Below are 14,412 nucleotides of genomic sequence, written 5' to 3' on the forward strand. Positions count from 1 at the left end.
TTCGGCGGTTCGTGTCAGTCGGTCTGCACCCACACGGTGGTGTCGGTGGGCAGGCTGGCGTCGGCGAGCGGTCCGCTCGCCACGATCACGGATCCCGCCGGCAACGCCACCGGCTCAGAGCCCAGGTTCGCGATGACCGTGACATTCCCGTTGCGGAATGCCACGACCTCGGCGTCGTATCCCTCGACCCACTTCAGTGTGCCGGTTCCCAGGCCGCGGGCGCGACGTTCGGTCAGCAGCGTCGTGTAGAGCGAGAGGGTGGATGCCGCATCCTCCGCCTCCACGTCGCGCGCGAGCCGCGCCCACTCGGGTGGCTGCGGCAGCCATGAGGCACCGGTGGTGTTGAAGCCGTATGCCGGAGCGTCGCCGACCCAGGGCAGCGGCACGCGGCAGCCGTCGCGGCCGTAACGCTCGTGGTTGGTGCGGAACCAGGTCGGGTCCTGCCGCGCCTCGTCGGGGATCTCGATGACCTCGGGCAGCCCGAGCTCTTCGCCCTGGTAGACGTACGCCGAGCCGGGCAGCGCCAGCATGAGCGTCGTCGCGCCGCGCGCGCGACGCAGGCCGATGACCGGGTCGGGCTTGCCGGGGGAGTTCGGACCGATGCCATCGCCCTGCGGGCTGTCGGCGGTCAGTGCGAGACGCGACGCATGCCGGATGACGTCGTGGTTCGAGAGGACCCAGGTGCTCGGCGCGCCCACGGCGTGATACTCGCGGAGGGACTCGACGATGACGTCGCGGAGCTTCGCGGCATCCCACTCCGTCATCAGGTACCCGAAGTTGAAGGCCTGGTGCATCTCGTCGGAGCGCACCCACATCGCAATCTCGGCGACGGTCGGCATCCATGCCTCGGCGCACAGCGCGCGGTCGCCGTCGTACTCCGCCAGCACTCCATGCCATTCGCGGTATACATCGTGCACCTCGGGCTGGCCCCAGTACGGCACGCCGACCGAGTCGCCGCCCATCGAGCCCGCGTCCTCGGCGGGCATGAAGTCGGGCAGCCCCTCCTTCTTCATGAGGCCGTGCGCGACGTCGACGCGGAAGCCGTCGACGCCCCGGTCCAGCCAGAAGCGCAGGATGCGGCGGAACTCGGCGTGGACCTCGGGGTTGGTCCAGTCGAAGTCCGGCTGCGACGAGTCGAACAGGTGCAGGTACCACTGGCCCGGCGTGCCATCGGGTTCGGTGACGCGGGTCCACGCGGGGCCGCCGAACACCGACTGCCAGTTGTTCGGGGGCAGCTCGCCGTGCTCGCCGCGTCCGTCGCGGAACAGGTACCGGGCGCGTTCGGGGCTGCCGGGCGCAGCGGCCAGCGCCTGCTGGAACCAGACGTGCTGGTCGGAGGAGTGGTTGGGCACCAGGTCGACGATGAGCCGGATGCCGCGGGCGTGCGCTTCGGCCAGCATCGCGTCGAAGTCGGCCAGGGTGCCGAAGAGCGGGTCGACGTCGCAGTAGTCGGCGACGTCATAGCCGGCGTCCTTCTGCGGGCTCGTCATGAACGGACTCAGCCATACCGCGTCGATGCCGAGGTCGGCGAGGTCGGCGAGGTGCGCCGTGATGCCGGGCAGATCGCCCATGCCGTCGCCGTTGCTGTCGGCGAACGAACGCGGATAGATCTGGTAGATGACGGCGGAGCGCCACCACTCTGCTCCGGGGGACGTGGGCAGAGCGTGCGCGGCGTCGAGCGCGGTCGAAGTCATGACGCCATGCTAGTGCAAGCGCTTACATTTTTCTGTGAGCGGGTACAGTCCGCGCCTTTGGCCGGCGCGTAAAGTTGACGGGTGCCCGACGACAGACTGACCCGTGCCGAGAGCTTGATCCGCAGCATCCCGGACTATCCCGAACCCGGCGTGCTCTTTCGCGACATCACCCCGCTGCTGGCCGACGCCGACGCTCTGCGCGCGACGATCGACGCCATGATCGAACCGTTCGCCGGCACGTTCGACGTCGTCGCGGGGATCGAGGCACGCGGGTTCCTGCTCGCGGGTGCCGTCGCGATCGCGGCGGGGGTCGGGCTGGTGCCGATCCGCAAGGCCGGCAAGCTGCCGCGGCCGGCGGCATCCGTCGACTACGCCCTCGAGTACGGCACGGCCACGATCGAGGCGCATGACGACATCCGGCCGGGAATGCGCCTGCTGCTCGTCGACGACGTTCTCGCGACCGGCGGCACGCTGCAGGCAGCGCACACGCTCGTGCGCGAGCTGGGCGGCGAGGTCGTGGGCACGTCGGTGCTCATGGAGCTCGAAGCGCTCGGCGGGCGTGCGGTCGTCGGCGACGTGCACACGATCTTCCGCGCCTAGGTCCACCGCGCCTGGATCCTCCGCGCCATCTCCCGCCCGAGCCTCTTCGGCAAATTCATATGAATCCGTCCGATGGACATCAAACCGCCGACGGTTCGATGTGCACGAGACAAATCCATATGAATTCGCCGCACGCTGGAGGGCTCAGGATGCCGGGAGCACCACGTTCAGCGGCGGCTCGCCGGCCAGCATCCGCTCGATCTGGGTGCGGATGAGCTTCGCGATGCGCGGACGCATCGCCGTCGACGCCCCGCCCACGTGCGGTGCGATGAGCACCCCGGGCAGCGTCCACAGCGGGTGATCCGCCGGCAGCGGCTCGGGATCGGTCACGTCCAGCGCCGCGCGCACCCGCCCGCGCCGCACATGGTCGACGAGGGCGTCGGTGTCAACGAGCGGTCCGCGCCCGACGTTGACGACCAGCGCCCCTTCGGGCAGCAGCGAGAGCGCTGCATCGTCGATGATGTGCCGCGTCGCATCGCCACCCGGAAGAGTGAGGATCACGATCTCGGCCGCAGGCAGCAGGTCCGGCAGCTCGTCCGCGCCGTGCACCGAGACGCCGTCCTCGGTCCGTGCGCGATGCGCGACCACGGTCAGGTCGACCTCGAAGGGTGCCAGGCGCTCGGCGACGGCCTTGCCCACGCCGCCGTATCCGAGCAGCAGCACGCGGCGATCGGCCAGGCTCTCGGCGAACACAGGAGCCCACTGCCCGTGCTCCTGAGCGCGGACGAAGTCGGGCAGGTGCCGTTGCGCCGCCAGTGTCAGCGCGAGCGCCAGCTCGGCGGTCGATGTCTCGTGCACGCTCGCCGCATTGGCGAACACGTGCCCGGGCGGCAGCACGTCGGCGACGCCGTCGTAGCCGATCGACTGCCCCTGCACGAGCCGGGTGCGCACGCCTTCCAGCCGCGGGTACACCACGCTGCCGTTCATGTACGGCGGCACGACGATGTCGATCGCGTCGCGCGGAGCCGCGGCATCCATCGCCCACTCGATCACCTCGACGCCGTCGGGCAGCGGCTGAAGATCGGCGGCGAGCTGCCGAGTGGGAACGGAGACGACGAGACCAGCCATACCCCCAACGCTACGGTCAGACGTCCTTGACCACCGTCAGCACGAACGCCGAGTCGTCGACAGCCTCGACGGCGTGCCGCCCGTCGGGCACGATCAGCAGGTCGCCGGGCAGCCCTTCCCAGACGACATCGCCCGCGCGCAGGCGGATATGCCCGCTGATCACGTGCACGGTCGCCTCACCCGGGTTGTTGTGCTCTTCGAGGTCGCGCCCGGCCAGCAGAGCTATGACGGTCTGGCGCAGCGACTTCTCGTGACCGCCGAAGACGGTCTTGGCGCTGCGCCCGCTGGGGGCGTCGGCGGCGAGTTTGAGTTCCTGTCGCGCCTGCGCGACGAGGGAGATCTTCTGCGACACGGTCACCTCCGCTTCCGCGCCCAGTCAACCACGCTTCGGCGCGCGCCGGCAGGTGCCGCGCGCCCCCTACCCGTGAGAGTGCAACTCGTCGACGAGAGACAGGGAAGCAACCGCTCCGTCATCCACCCGCTGCACTCTCACGGCTGAGAGAGGGCGGAGGGGAGAGTGGATGCCGCGGCTCAGGCCGCGACGGCGGCCACGGCCGCGATCGCGGAGGTGAAGAAGCCCAGCCCGTCCACGCCCGAGCGCATCGCCGCGGCGGTGTCGGGGCCGAAGCCGGGCTCGGTCGCGTGCTCGGGGTGCGGCATGAGGCCGACGACGTTGCCGCGCTCGTTGGTCACGCCGGCGATGTCGTTGAGGGAGCCGTTCGGGTTCACGCCCAGGTAGCGGAACGCGACCTGGCCTTCGCCCTCGATGCGCTTGAGTGTCTCGGCGTCGGCGATGTACCCGCCCTCACCGTTCTTCAGCGGGATGACGATCTCCTGGCCGGCCTCGAACGCGCTGGTCCAGGCGGTGTCGCCGTTCTCGACCCGCAGCCGCTGGTCGCGGCGGATGAACTGCTGGTTCGCGTTGCGGATCAGACCGCCCGGCAGCAGGTGCGCCTCGACGAGCATCTGGAAGCCGTTGCAGATGCCCAGCACGGGCATGCCCGCGGCTGCGGCATCCTTCACCTCCGCCATGATCGGCGAGAGCGCAGCGATAGCGCCGGAGCGCAGGTAATCGCCGTAGCTGAAGCCGCCGGGCAGCACGAGCGCGTCGACGCCCTCGAGGTCGTGCGAGCCGTGCCAGAGCGCGACCGGCTCGGCGCCCGCGATGCGCACAGCGCGCTGGGCATCGCCGTCATCGAGCGAGCCCGGAAAGGTGATGACCCCGATGCGGACGGTCATTCCACGACCTCGATGCCCACGACGTCTTCGATCACGGCGTTCGAGAGCACTTCGTCGGCGACGCGCTTGGCTTCGGCGAGCACTGCGTCGGTGACGTCGCCGTCGACAGTGAGCTCGAAGCGCTTGCCGATGCGCACCGCGCTGAACGCGCTGTCGCCGATGCGGTTCAGGGCGCCGGCGACGGCCTTTCCCTGCGGATCGAGCAGTTCGGCCTTGGGCATGACGTCGACGACGATGGTGGGCATTGAGGGCTCCGGATGTCGCGGAAAAGGGTGCTCGACCAGTCTACGGGCCCGTGCCCCGCCGTTTCGCTGGGAGGCCGCCGGTCTCGCGCCGGCCTGCGTCGATCCGCGCGCCGCCTGGCCCGCGGCATCCACACCCCCCCGCTGCACCCTCACGGTCGAGCGCGCGACGTTACCGAACCGTGATGAAATCGTGGGAGCGCTCCCTTGACGCATGTGGGAGCGTTCCCATATCGTGGAGCGCACGTGAGTGGGAGCGCTCCCACAAGGACGCTCACAGGCAGACGCGCTTCCGCCCGCTCCTCCGCACCACCCGAAGAAACCGCACACCACAAAGGAGTGACATCGTGAAATCACGTGCACTGCGACGTACCGTCATCGTGACGGCCGCCGTGTCCACCGCTGCCCTTGCTCTCGCCGGCTGCGCCGGCAGCAGCAATGGGTCCGGTTCCGGTGACTCGAACGAGAAGATCACGCTGACCGTGACCACGTTCGGCACCATGGGGCTCGACTCGCTGTACAAGAAGTACGAGGACGCGCACCCGAACATCACCATCAAGGCCACCAACATCGACACCGGCGGCAACGCGCTGACCGACTGGCAGACCAAGCAGGCCGCCGGCGCGGGCCTGCCCGACGTGCAGTCGGTCGAAGAGGGCTGGCTCGGCCAGGTCATGCTGGTGAGCAACACCTTCACTGATCTGCGCGACTACGGCGCCGACAAGATCAAGGATCGCTGGGTGCCCTACAAGGTCGACGAGGCCACCGACAAGGATGGCCGCATCATCGGCTACGGCACCGACATCGGTCCCGAGGGTCTCTGCTACAACCGCAAGCTCTTCGAAGCCGCGGGTCTGCCCACCGACCGTGACGCGGTGGCCGAGCTGTTCGGCGGCGCCAACGCGACCTGGGAGGACTACTTCAAGATCGGCAAGCAGTACCACGAGAAGACCGGCAAGGCCTGGTACGACCAGTCCGGCTTCGTGTGGAACGCCATGGTCAACCAGCTGCCCGAGGGCTACTACAAGACCGACGGCACGCTGAACGTCAAGGACAATGCCGACCTCAAGGCGCGCTGGGCGCTGCTCTCACAGGGCGCGGCCGATGGCCTGTCGAGCAACCAGACCCAGTGGGACTGGGGCGGGGGCAAGGCCTTCGTCGACGGCTCGTTCGCAACATTCGTGTGCCCCGGCTGGATGCTCGGCAACGTCAAGAACAGCACCGAAGCCGCGGGTGGCGACGCCTCGAGCGGATGGGACTTCGCCGACGTGTTCCCCGGCGGCCCCGCCAACTGGGGCGGCACCTTCCTGACCGTGCCGACCACGTCGAAGCACCCGAAGGAGGCCGCGGCGCTGGCCGAGTACCTGACCAGCGCGCCGTCACTGGTCACCGCCTTCCAGGCGGCGGGCACCTTCCCGAGCGTGATCGAGGCGCAGACCGACCCCGGCGTGACTGGGCAGAGCGATCTGACGAAGTTCTTCAACGACGCTCCGATCGGCACGATCCTCGGCAAGCGTGCCGAAGGCGTCAAGGCGCAGTACAAGGGCCCCGATGACGCTGTCATCCAGGAGCAGGTGTTCGGTCCGAGCATTCAGCTTCTCGACTCGGGCAAGGCCGACGGCACCAAGGCGTGGAACAACGCCATGAAGCTGCTCGACGATCTCGTGATCAACAAGTAGCGGGTCCTTCCGCAACCGGCCGGCGGCCCCGGGCCCCCCGCGGGGCCGCCGGCATCCTTCTTGACAGGTGCAATTCGTCATGACTTCCACACTCTCTTCGCCGCCGCGGCAGAAGCGCCCGAGCGCGCCGCGACCCGCGGCATCCACCCCCCGCCCCACCCTCCGCCAACGGCTCAACCGCTGGGATGTGCGTTACTCGCCCTACTTCTATGTGGCGCCGTTCTTCATCCTGTTCGGCCTGGTGGGTCTGTTCCCGCTGCTGTACACGTTCGTCGTGTCGCTGAACGACTGGAACCTGCTCACCGGCCCCGGTGACTGGGTGGGCCTCGACAACTTCGTCAGCGAGCTGACCGATCACCTGTTCTGGAACTCGGTCTTCAACACCTTCAGCATCTTCTTCCTCTCGGCGATCCCGCAGCTGATCGCCGCGACCGTGATCGCCGCGGTGCTCGACCAGAATCTGCGAGCCAAGACGTTCTGGCGCATCTCGGTGATCCTGCCCTACGTGGTCACGCCCGTCGCCGTCACGCTGATCTTCAGCAACATGTTCGGCGAGAAGTACGGCCTGATCAACAACATCCTCGAGTCGCTCCACATCCCCGGAATCATGTGGAAGACCGAGACGCTGCCCAGCCACCTCGCCATCGCCACCATGGTCAACTGGCGTTGGACGGGATACAACGCGCTCATCTTGCTCGCCGCGATGCAGGCGGTGCCCCGCGACATCCACGAGTCGGCCGCCATCGACGGCGCCGGTGCCGTGCGCCGCTTCTTCTCGATCACGATCCCGAGCATCAAGCCCACGTTCATCTTCGTCGTCATCACCGCCACGATCGGCGGGTTGCAGATCTTCACCGAGCCCAAGCTGTTCAACGCGGCCAGCGCCATACCCGGCGGTCCACAGCGGCAATACCAGACGACCGTGCTGTACCTGTGGGATCTCGCGTTCAACCGGCAGTCGTTCGGCAAGGCCGCCGCCGTCGCGTGGATCCTGTTCCTCATGATCCTTGCGATCGGCCTGATCAACTTCGCCATCACGCGCAGCATCTCGGGTGCCGAGGCGAAGGCGATCTCGCGTCGCAAGCAGCGCAAGCTCGCGCGGGTGCGGCAGCGGGAGATGGATGCCGCAGCCGCCGTCGGCGCCGCCACCGAAAGGGGAGTCGAATGACCGCGCAGACCCTCACTCCGCCGACGAAGACCCGCACCACGTCGCCGGCTTCGATGCCGAAGCGCCACAGGCGCGGCGGCTGGGGCATCGAGCGCCGGCCCGGCTGGTTCAGCTACACGCTCGTCGCGGTGTTCTTCATCGCAGGGGCCTACCCCCTGTACTGGTCGTTCATCATGGGGTCGCACGACAACACCGCGCTGACCCAGACCTGGCCGCCGCTGCTGCCGGGCGGGCAGTTCTGGAAGAACGTCGGCGAGGTGTTCGACACCGTCGACTTCTGGTTGGCCCTGGGCAACTCGATCATCGTGTCGGTCGTCATCTCGGCGTCGGTGATCTTCTTCTCGACCCTGGCCGGCTACGCGTTCGCCAAGCTGCGCTTCCGGGGCCGCGAAGGCCTCATGGTGTTCGTCATCGCGACGCTCGCGGTCCCCACGCAGCTGGGCATCATCCCGATGTTCATGATGATGAAGCAGTTCGGCTGGACCGGCACGCTCGGCGCCGTCATCATCCCGACGCTGGTCACGGCCTTCGGCGTCTTCTTCATGCGACAGTACCTCGTCGATGTGATCCCCGATGAGCTCATCGAGGCGGCGCGCATCGACGGCGCGAGCATGTTCCGCACGTTCTGGCACGTCGGCGTGCCCGCCGCGCGTCCCGCGATGGGCATCCTCGGGCTGTTCACGTTCATGACCGCGTGGACCGACTATCTGTGGCCATTGCTCGTGGTCCCGCAGAATCCGACCCTGCAGGTGGCGCTGAGCCAGCTGCAGAGCGCCCGCTACGTCGACTATTCCATTGTTCTCGCCGGGGCGATCCTGGCGACCCTGCCGCTGCTCGTGGTGCTCGTCCTGGCCGGAAAGCAGCTGGTCAGCGGCATCATGGCCGGTGCTGTGAAAGGCTGACCCTTGACGACACCTCGTTCCACCCTTCTCCGAGAGGACTCCGCCCGCATGAGCACGACCGGTCGCTCTTTTCCGCAGGACTTCCTGTTCGGTGCTGCGACGGCCGCCTATCAGATCGAAGGTGCCGCGCACGAAGACGGTCGCCGTGACTCGATCTGGGACGTGTTCTGCCGGGTGCCGGGAGCGGTCGTCGGCGGCGACAACGGCGATGTGGCATGCGACCACTACCACCGTTATCGCGACGACGTCGCGCTCATGAAGCGCCTTGGGCTGCAGACGTACCGGTTCTCGGTGTCGTGGTCTCGAGTGCGCCCCGACGGCGGTGCTCTCAACCCGGCGGGCCTCGACTTCTACAAGCGGCTGGTCGACGAGCTGCGCGAAGCAGACATCCTGCCGTGGCTGACCCTGTACCACTGGGACCTCCCGCAGGCTCTGCAGGAGCGCGGCGGCTGGACGGCGCGCTCCACCGCCGATCTGTTCACCGAATATGCGCTCGACATGCACGACGCGCTCGGCGACCGGGTGCCGGTCTGGACGACGCTCAACGAGCCGTGGTGCGCCTCGTTCCTCAGTTACACCGGCGGCGAGCACGCGCCGGGGCACCACAGCATCGAGGAGGGGCTGCTCGCCTCGCACCACCTGCTGCTCGGTCACGGGCAGGCCGTGCGCGAGCTGCGTGCGCGCGACGCGTCGCTTGACCTCGGCATCACGCTCAACCACACGGTCGCCGACCCGGCCGACCCGCAGAAACCCGCCGACGTCGACGCCGCGCGCCGCGTCGACGGCCAGTTCAACCGGTGGTTCCTCGATCCGATCCACCGGGCGTCGTACCCGGCCGACATCGTGGAAGACATCCGGAAGGTGGATGCCGCGGCCGTGGCCTCCTTCGAGGCGGCCGTGCGCGACGGCGACTTGGCGACGATCGCCCAGCCGATCGACACGCAGGGCGTGAACTACTACCACGGCGACCTCGTCTCGGGCACCGCCCCTGAGCACGCGCCCGTCTCCGGAGGACCTGCCACCACACGCGCCGGGCGCAGCCCGTATCCGTCGGATGCCGGCATCCACCCCGTCGAACGAGGACTGCCGCGCACAGCTCAGGGCTGGGAGGTGCAGCCCGAGGGGCTCACCCGACTGCTGCAGCGCGTGCACGACGAGTACACCGGCGAGAAGGGCGTGCGCCTGTTCGTCACCGAGAACGGTGCGGCGTACGACGATGTCGTCACCGAAGGCGCCGTGCACGACCCGGACCGCGTCACGTACGTGCGCGCGCACCTCGGTGCGGTGCTGGACGCTGTGGATGCCGGGGTCGACGTGCGCGGCTACTTCTACTGGTCGCTGCTCGACAACTTCGAGTGGGCCTGGGGCTACGACAAGCGCTTCGGCATCGTGCGCGTCGACTACGAGACGCAGGAACGCACGCCCAAAGACAGCGCGCTGGAGTACGCCCGGATCATCGCCGAGCGCGCACTCGATGACGTCTCGACCGCGGGTGCCCGGTAGCATCCCGCATGTGAAGCAAGCGATGAACCATGCGGCCGTGACGATCGAGGAGGTCGCCGCCGCGGCGGGCGTCTCGCGCTCGACCGTGTCGCGCGTGGTCAACGGGTCGACGGCGGTGAGTCCGGCAGCGCTCGAATCAGTGCAGAAGGCGATCGCCGATCTCAAGTACGTGCCCAACAGGGCGGCGCGGTCGCTGGCGAGCCGGCAGACGCTGGCCATCGGCCTGGTCGTGCCCGAAGACACCACACGGTTCTTCGGCGACCCGTTCTTCGCGTCGATCGTGTCGGGGATCAACGAGCGGCTTGTGCGCAGCGACTACGTGCTGAACCTGTTCATCGCCAGCGACGACCCCGGTCACAAGATGACGAGCTACATGCGCGGCGGCAATGTCGACGGGGCGATCATCGTGTCGCACCACACCAGCGACACGTTCGTCGACCGCATCGCCGCAACCATGCCGGTCGTCTACGGCGGCCGCCCGGTGCGTCACCGTGAGGGCGACCACTACGTCGACATCGACAATATCGCCGCGAGTCGGGACGCCACCGAGTACCTCATCTCCCAGGGGCGGCGCCGTCTTGCGACGATCACCGGACCGCTGACGATGGCGGCCTCGGTCGACCGCCTGCAGGGCTATCACTCGGCGCTGACGGACGCCGGTCTGCCCGAGGGCATCAACGTCGACGGCGAGTTCTCGTCGGACGGCGGGGCTGAGGCGATGAGGCAGATCCTCGCCGCCGGTGATCCGCCGGATGGGATCTTCGTCGCGAGCGACCTGATGGCCCGCGGGGCGATCGAGGTGCTGCAGTCCGCCGGCCTGCGCGTGCCCGATGACGTGGCCGTTGTCGGGTTCGACGACTCGCCGGTCGCCGTTTCGGGGGCGCCGGCCCTGACCACGATGCGCCAGCCGTCGTTCGAGCAGGGGCAGACGATGGCAGGGCTGCTTCTTGACATCCTCGCGGGGCAGAATCCGCCGCACGGCACGATCCTGTCGGCCGAACTCGTGGTGCGCGCCTCGGCGTAGGGCCGGGGCGGCGTGGCAGGGCGCGGCGCGGCGCGGTGTCCGGTGCTCGGCGTCCGGTGGCTCGGCGCCCGCCCTCCGGCGCAGCGCGCGCCGCGAACTCAGCCCGCCGCGCGCCGCGAACTCAGCCCGCCGCGCGCCGCGAACTCAGCCCGCCGCGCGCCGCGAACTCAGCCCGCCGCGCGGCGCACGAGCTCGGCAATGCGCTTCTCGTCGTCGGCGGTCAGCGACAGGATCGCGTACGACGTCGGCCACATCTGTCCGTCGTCGAGCAGGGCGTTGGTCTCGAACCCGAGGGTGGCGTAACGATCCTTGAACTTGGCAGCGGGCTTGAAGAACAGCACGACCTTGCCTCCGCGCGTGTAGGCGGGGAAGCCGTACCAGGTCTTCGAACCGAGCTGCGGCGCGACCTCGGTCACGATGTCATCGATGCCCTGCGCGATGACCCGGTCGCTGTCGTCCATACCCGCGATGGCGTCGACCAACTCTTGCCGGTCGAGCGCGGCCTTCTCTTCGGGCGACTTGCCCTTGCGCTGCTGCGCCTTCATCTCGGCGGCACGCTGCCGCATCGCTGAGCGCTCTTCCGCGCTGAAACCGGACTTGGTGGATGACTCTGTGCTCATGTCGTTCACGATACGGATGCGGCATCCCGCGCGCTTCTCGAATCCTGCTCGAGTTCGAGGGACAGGGCGATCTGGCCGAGTTCCCGCTCGCCGGCGACACGCTCTCGCTGACGGCGGATCTCACGGTCATCGAGCGTGAGATCCTCGACGAAAGCGAGACCGCACGGCGGTGAGCGGAGAAGGGGATGATGCGACCATGAGCACACACGAGACATCTGCCCGAGAAGAAGTCGACGCGATCATCGCCGGGGCCGGCGGGTGGCGGGCGGAGGCGCTCGCGACGATCCGCGCCGTCATCATCAGCGCCGACCCTGAGATCGTCGAGGAGATCAAGTGGCGCAAACCGTCGAAGCCCGAGGGGGTCGCCACATGGACCTGTCGGGGGAACGTCTGCATGGCGGACGTGCTGAAGAAGGCGGTGCGCCTGACGTTTCCCCGGGGCGCGCGGCTGGACGACCCGACGGGCCTCTTCAACGCGCGGCTAGACGGCAGCACCGTCCGTGCGATCGACGTCTTCGAGGGCGCACAGGTCGATGAGGGCGCGCTGCGCCGGCTCGTGCTCGAGGCGGTCGCGGAGAACCGGGCGGGGTGAGGCCGGCGAAAGACACGGAGGTGGATGCCGCGGCCGCTGTCTTCGGACGGCCCGAGCCGCGGCATCCCGTTCTCATCCATCGCGAGAACACGCTTGTGCACGCCTCTCCGCCGGATGCGCGTGCACGAGCGTGTGCTCGCGGAGGGCAATGAGGGGAGAAGCGCGCGGGTCGCTGAACGGTCAAAACCGACTGTTGAGCGGATGCTGTCGCCCCGGCACCGCGGAGCGCCCTGCGCCGCCCGCTACTTCGCCTCGACGTCGTGCGGGTCGCCGCCGAGCTGGCCCACGGCCGGGATCGGGCCGCCGTCGTCGGCACCGGTCTTGCGTACGCGGGCGATGAAGTTGCCGAGGTGGTAGATGAGCAGTGCCGCGACGGTGCCGATCACGATGGCGCCGAGCTGGAAGTTTCCCCAACCCATCGCGAAGCCCGCGATCGCGATCACGAATGACACCGCGACCGTGTACTGGTTGACGGGGCGCGAGAAGTCGACGCGGTTGTCGACCCAGATCTTGATGCCGATGACGCCGATCAGGCCGTACAGCGCGGTTGTCACGCCGCCGAGCATTCCCGGGGGGATCGTGTTGAACAGCGCACCGATCTTGGGCGAGAAGGCCAGCAAGATTGCCACGATGCCCGCGACCCAGTACGCGGCCGTCGAGTAGACGCGGGTTGCGGCCATGACGCCGATGTTCTCGCCGTATGTCGTGGTGCCCGATCCGCCGAATGCGCCGGCGAGCGTGGTCGAGACGCCGTCGGCGATGAGCGCCCGGCCGGTGTGCTTGTTGATCGAGGGGTCCTCGGTCATCGTCGCGACGCCGCGCACGTGCCCGACGTTTTCAGCGATGAGCACCAGGACGACCGGCAGAAACATCGGCACGGCCGCCCACGCGAGGCCGTCGCCGAAGCCGGCGAGGTGGAACTGCGGCAGACCGATCCAGGCGGCCTTGGCCACGGCGTCGAACGAGACCTGGTTCGTCAGCGCCGCCACGATGTAGCCGACGACCACGCCGAGGAAGATCGAGATGCGCCCGAGGAATCCGCGGAACAGCACGCTGAACAGGATGACGGCCACCAGCGTCACGGTCGCAAGCTCCGGCTGCTGTTGGAAGTTGTTCCAGGCGGCGGGTGCCAGGTTGAAGCCGATGAGCGCCACGATCGAGCCCGCGACCACCGGCGGCATGAGCTTGTCGATCCAGCGCACGCCGGCCTTCTGCACGATGAAGCCGACGATCGCCAGCAGCACGCCCGCGGCGACGATGCCGAGCAGCGCCTGCGTGATCTGCAACGGTGTCTCGAGCGCCTTGCCGGCGTTCAGCGCGGTGATCGGCGCGATGAACGCGAACGACGAGCCGAGGTAGCTGGGCATCTTGTTTCGGGTGATGACCAGGAACAGCAGCGTTCCCAGGCCGGAGAAAAGGAGGGTCGTCGAGACGGGGAATCCGGTGAGGATCGGTACGAGGAACGTCGCGCCGAACATCGCGACGACGTGCTGCGCGCCGATCGCGATCGTGGCGCCCCAGCTCAGCCGTTCGCTCGGGTGCACCACCTTTCCGGGCTCGACATTGCGGCCGTTGCCGTGCAGGGTCCAGAGGGGCATGCGGTCTCCAGGGGTGAGGGGCGGGGATGCCGCCTCCAGAACTTTACCTGGGAGGGGACTGTGAACCACAGACCCGAGGGGGACCAGGCGTGCAAGACGGCGGTGACCGTCGGCATCCACCTCCGGCATTGATCCGGCGGGAACGGAGCCGACCCCCTCCGGACGGCGCTAGCGTCGATTCTGTATCCAGAAGGGAGCTCCATGAGCGAGTCCGAAATCCTTGATGTCCGCGAACTGATCCCGGCCCAGCGGCACGTGATCATCTTCGAGAAGTACAACGCCCTCGAGCCCGGGCAGTCCTACATTCTCGTCAACGACCACGACCCGAAGCCGCTGTACTACCAGTTCGCAGCCGAGCACGAGGGCCAGTTCACCTGGGAGTACCTCGAAGAGGGGCCGACGACCTGGCGCGTCGAGATCGGTCGCCCCGAGTCCAACTGACGAAGACCCCCGCCGCGCGGGTGGTCGCGCGCGGCGGGGGCG

16 protein-coding genes are annotated in these 14,412 nt (G+C 68.4%); 9 read left to right on the top strand and 7 right to left on the bottom strand.

Features of this window, described 5'->3' with window-relative positions:
* Positions 1-14 precede the first annotated feature (14 nt).
* Positions 15-1,694 (bottom strand): glycoside hydrolase family 13 protein, encoded by a 1,680-nt coding sequence (locus PU630_RS00430; protein ID WP_275278388.1) that lies wholly within the window; start codon positions 1,692-1,694, stop codon positions 15-17.
* Positions 1,695-1,775: 81 nt separating this feature from the next.
* On the opposite strand from PU630_RS00430, the gene PU630_RS00435 reads away from it, so the two are divergent.
* A complete protein-coding gene (locus PU630_RS00435; RefSeq protein WP_275278389.1) occupies positions 1,776-2,294 on the top strand; it encodes an adenine phosphoribosyltransferase in 519 nt (172 codons plus the stop codon).
* Positions 2,295-2,438: 144 nt separating this feature from the next.
* On the opposite strand, the gene PU630_RS00440 is transcribed toward PU630_RS00435, so the two are convergent.
* From PU630_RS00440 to purS, 4 genes are all read right to left on the bottom strand, one after another.
* Complete coding sequence (locus PU630_RS00440) at positions 2,439-3,362, bottom strand: 2-hydroxyacid dehydrogenase (RefSeq protein ID WP_275278390.1); 924 nt, start codon at positions 3,360-3,362, stop codon at positions 2,439-2,441.
* A gap of 16 nt (positions 3,363-3,378) precedes the next feature.
* Complete coding sequence (locus PU630_RS00445; RefSeq protein ID WP_275278391.1) at positions 3,379-3,714, bottom strand: cupin domain-containing protein; 336 nt, start codon at positions 3,712-3,714, stop codon at positions 3,379-3,381.
* A 179-nt stretch (positions 3,715-3,893) separates the two neighbouring features.
* Complete coding sequence (gene purQ, locus PU630_RS00450; protein WP_275278392.1) at positions 3,894-4,601, bottom strand: phosphoribosylformylglycinamidine synthase subunit PurQ; 708 nt, start codon at positions 4,599-4,601, stop codon at positions 3,894-3,896.
* Positions 4,598-4,846 (bottom strand): phosphoribosylformylglycinamidine synthase subunit PurS, encoded by a 249-nt coding sequence (gene purS / locus PU630_RS00455; RefSeq protein WP_275278393.1) that lies wholly within the window; start codon positions 4,844-4,846, stop codon positions 4,598-4,600. The genes purQ and purS overlap by 4 nt, the downstream gene beginning before the upstream one ends.
* 344 nt (positions 4,847-5,190) lie before the next feature.
* Between purS and PU630_RS00460 the strand changes: the two genes are divergently transcribed.
* From PU630_RS00460 to PU630_RS00480, 5 genes are all read left to right on the top strand, one after another.
* Complete coding sequence (locus PU630_RS00460; RefSeq protein WP_275278394.1) at positions 5,191-6,522, top strand: ABC transporter substrate-binding protein; 1,332 nt, start codon at positions 5,191-5,193, stop codon at positions 6,520-6,522.
* 79 nt (positions 6,523-6,601) lie between these two features.
* Positions 6,602-7,690, top strand: a complete 1,089-nt coding sequence (locus PU630_RS00465) for a carbohydrate ABC transporter permease (protein WP_275278395.1) — start codon at positions 6,602-6,604, stop codon at positions 7,688-7,690.
* A complete protein-coding gene (locus PU630_RS00470) occupies positions 7,687-8,592 on the top strand; it encodes a carbohydrate ABC transporter permease (protein ID WP_428981969.1) in 906 nt (301 codons plus the stop codon). The genes PU630_RS00465 and PU630_RS00470 overlap by 4 nt, the downstream gene beginning before the upstream one ends.
* Positions 8,593-8,640: 48 nt before the next feature.
* Positions 8,641-10,095, top strand: coding sequence for a GH1 family beta-glucosidase (locus PU630_RS00475; RefSeq protein WP_275278396.1), 1,455 nt, complete (start codon positions 8,641-8,643; stop codon positions 10,093-10,095).
* A gap of 22 nt (positions 10,096-10,117) precedes the next feature.
* Positions 10,118-11,119 carry a LacI family DNA-binding transcriptional regulator gene (locus tag PU630_RS00480; RefSeq protein ID WP_275280141.1) on the top strand — a complete coding sequence of 334 codons (1,002 nt, stop codon included), beginning with the start codon at positions 10,118-10,120 and terminating at the stop codon, positions 11,117-11,119.
* Between the two features lie 167 nt (positions 11,120-11,286).
* On the opposite strand, the gene PU630_RS00485 is transcribed toward PU630_RS00480, so the two are convergent.
* A complete protein-coding gene (locus tag PU630_RS00485; RefSeq protein WP_275278397.1) occupies positions 11,287-11,739 on the bottom strand; it encodes a DUF1801 domain-containing protein in 453 nt (150 codons plus the stop codon).
* Between PU630_RS00485 and PU630_RS00490 the strand changes: the two genes are divergently transcribed.
* Positions 11,724-11,912 carry a hypothetical protein gene (locus PU630_RS00490; protein WP_275278398.1) on the top strand — a complete coding sequence of 63 codons (189 nt, stop codon included), beginning with the start codon at positions 11,724-11,726 and terminating at the stop codon, positions 11,910-11,912. The genes PU630_RS00485 and PU630_RS00490 overlap by 16 nt on opposite strands.
* Before the next feature lie 23 nt (positions 11,913-11,935).
* Entirely contained in the window at positions 11,936-12,331 is a 396-nt protein-coding gene (locus tag PU630_RS00495) for a DUF1801 domain-containing protein (protein ID WP_275278399.1), read from the top strand.
* A 242-nt stretch (positions 12,332-12,573) separates the two neighbouring features.
* On the opposite strand, the gene PU630_RS00500 is transcribed toward PU630_RS00495, so the two are convergent.
* Positions 12,574-13,929, bottom strand: a complete 1,356-nt coding sequence (locus PU630_RS00500) for a uracil-xanthine permease family protein (protein WP_275278400.1) — start codon at positions 13,927-13,929, stop codon at positions 12,574-12,576.
* 201 nt (positions 13,930-14,130) lie between these two features.
* On the opposite strand from PU630_RS00500, the gene PU630_RS00505 reads away from it, so the two are divergent.
* Positions 14,131-14,370, top strand: coding sequence for a DUF2249 domain-containing protein (locus PU630_RS00505; RefSeq protein ID WP_275278401.1), 240 nt, complete (start codon positions 14,131-14,133; stop codon positions 14,368-14,370).
* Positions 14,371-14,412: the final 42 nt, after the last annotated feature.

The sequence above is a fragment of the Microbacterium horticulturae genome (assembly GCF_029094505.1).
Classification (GTDB): Bacteria; Actinomycetota; Actinomycetes; order Actinomycetales; family Microbacteriaceae; genus Microbacterium; species Microbacterium horticulturae.